Source organism: Bartonella acomydis (genome assembly GCF_039543025.1).
Taxonomy (GTDB): Bacteria; Pseudomonadota; Alphaproteobacteria; order Rhizobiales; family Rhizobiaceae; genus Bartonella; species Bartonella acomydis.
Map to the genome: position 1 here is coordinate 1 of NZ_BAABIY010000080.1, position 2,434 is coordinate 2,434.

Sequence of the window (2,434 nt, forward strand, 5' to 3'; positions counted from 1 at the left end):
AGATTTTAAAAAGACCGGAGATACCATTGATTGGGCACCTGTGGGCGATGAACCGTTACCGGGAAGCAGCTATATGGTGACTTACCGTTACCGCGCAAGCGTGCAGGCTGATAAAGTGACAGCGCAAGAAATCACTGTCTCAGGAGGTGTTGAGGATGGCGATATTATTGTCAGTTACACTTACAAACTCCCCCGCATTGACCGTATTGGTCTCAACACAAAAGGCGATGTTGTCTATATCAAAGGTGTTTCGGCAGACCAGCCCATGGCGCCAAGCGTTCCTGAAGATGTGCTTTCTCTTGCCACTATTACCAATAATTGGCTTGAAACACCCCTTGTGGTCAATGATGGCACGCGTGTTGCCCCTTATGATGAGATGTGGCGTTATTTTCAACGGGTGCTCTCCCTTGACCGCTTGATGCAATTAGAGCGCATTAAAAGCAATGTTGACTCTAAAGAACCGGTTGCCAAAAAAGGCATGGTTGCAGACCCTTTTCTCGATGACTCTTACAGAGACGAAGGTTTTGAACAAACAGGGGCTATCGGAAACGGTATTTTACAGCTTGCCATTGACCCAACATTCTATACCGCCCCCTTAACCGAACCTGTCACGCTTGACTGGACCAATGAAGTTATCATTGCGCAAGAATTGACAACAGCTTGCGAAAAAATCAATCCTTATCAAAATTTTGCGCCCCTCCCTGGTACAGTTACTCTCAACCCCGTAGCAGATTTTTGGCACGAACAACGTACCGATTGGCTCTCGAGCGTCACCAGAGAAATCATTATGGGCTGGAACTATTGGAAAACTATCCGTAAAGCAGAAGTAAGCGATGATTTGGTACGTACAACGAGGGAACAAATCGACTTTTTAAGGCAAATTAAGTTGAACTTTAAGATTGAAGGCTTTGGCAGTGGAGAAATCTTAGAAAGCCTTAGCTTTGATGGTGTTGATGTCTTACCAACGAGCCGCCTTGTTGCCGATAACAAAGGCACCCTTGAAGGGAGTTTCAAGATTCCCCCAAACATTCCCGCCGGTACAAAAAATGTTGTAGCACGAGGAAAGGGTGGTACGGTCGCAACAGGGCTTTTTACCGGTCGAGGTGTCATTGATGTGAAGGTGATGCGGCGTACCACCACGGTGAAAATCTGGACAAAATTTGACCCGCAAGCACAAGTCTTTACCCCCGATGAAACACGGCAAATCACCGGCATTGATTTCCATCTTTGTAAAATAGGCAATCAAGCCCATGATCTAGTGATTGATTTGGTCACTACCGAAAACGGCTATCCTACCGCCGATATTCAAGCCCAAACCTCCTATTCCATGAAGGGTGCTAAAACCGGCTGGGCTGGCGCACGCTACGCTGTTCCTTTGTTAGTGCCCGATGATCGTCTCACTGCTTTTGTGCTTAAAACTGATGATGGAGATCATTCTGTTTCTCTCGCCAAACTTGGTGATTTTGATAAAGAGCACCAAAGATATGTTTCAAGCCACCCTTATGTGACGGGTCCGCGCTTTTCTTCTGTTAATGCGCAGAGTTGAACAGCGCACCAAGATGAAGCCTTGGCATTTCGGGTATTGGCAGCCCGCTACAAACAAACAGAAAAAACGGTGGATTTAGGCACCTTTGATCTTGTGGACTGCTCTGATTTGCAAGTGCGTGCAGCCATTGAATTGCCTTCAAGCGATTGTTCTGTCATCTTTGAAATTGAAAGAAACAATGGCACAATTTATCAACTGCTGCCCTTTCAATTGCTTAGTCTGACCGAATATATCAATGAAAAAGTCAGGCTTCGCGCCATTCTTAAGGGTACGGAGAAATTCTCACCTGTCTTATTTGCCCCTGTTCAGTTGATTGCAGGGAAAATTCACAAAACAGCAACCTATGTCACTCGTGCTTTTGCCTTTGGGGAAAAGGCAAGGTTAACAAGCTACATCAAAACCTTCTTGCCGGGCGGTTCTTCATTCACCCTCGAGATGCAACTGGATGGTGATTCTTTTACCCCTTTGAAACTCGACGAAACAGAACAGTTATCGGAGCCTCTTTGGACAGAGCGCAAATTTATTAGTGGTAACAAAACAGCCAAACAAGCGCGTCTTAAACTCACGCTTACCGGTGGACCTGCTGCACGGTCCATGGTGCGTGATTTTGGCGCCAGCATAGTGTGATGAGAAAATTAAAGATGAGCAAAACTAAAAAACTCGACATGGAATTACCTCAAGAAGGACGTTTTATCAGTTCTGAATTTCCAATCTAGCGCGATAATCTCAATAAACTTGATCAAGCTCTTATAGCTGTTGAAGAAAAAATAGACGAAAAAGCCCCTTTACAACATAAGCATAGGATGAGTGATGTGACGGGTCTAGAAAGCACTCTTAATGGCAAGATGGCAGCCGATAAAATCTTCACTTTTGCCGATTTAAGCGATA

General features: G+C 45.2%; 2 pseudogenes. Both read left to right on the plus strand.

Annotated features, from left to right (window positions below):
• Window positions 1–2,173, plus strand: a pseudogene (locus tag ABD909_RS07135) (DUF4815 domain-containing protein); the annotation flags it as partial.
• A gap of 14 nt (window positions 2,174–2,187) precedes the next feature.
• Window positions 2,188–2,434: pseudogene (locus ABD909_RS07140) on the plus strand (phage tail fiber repeat family protein); the annotation flags it as partial.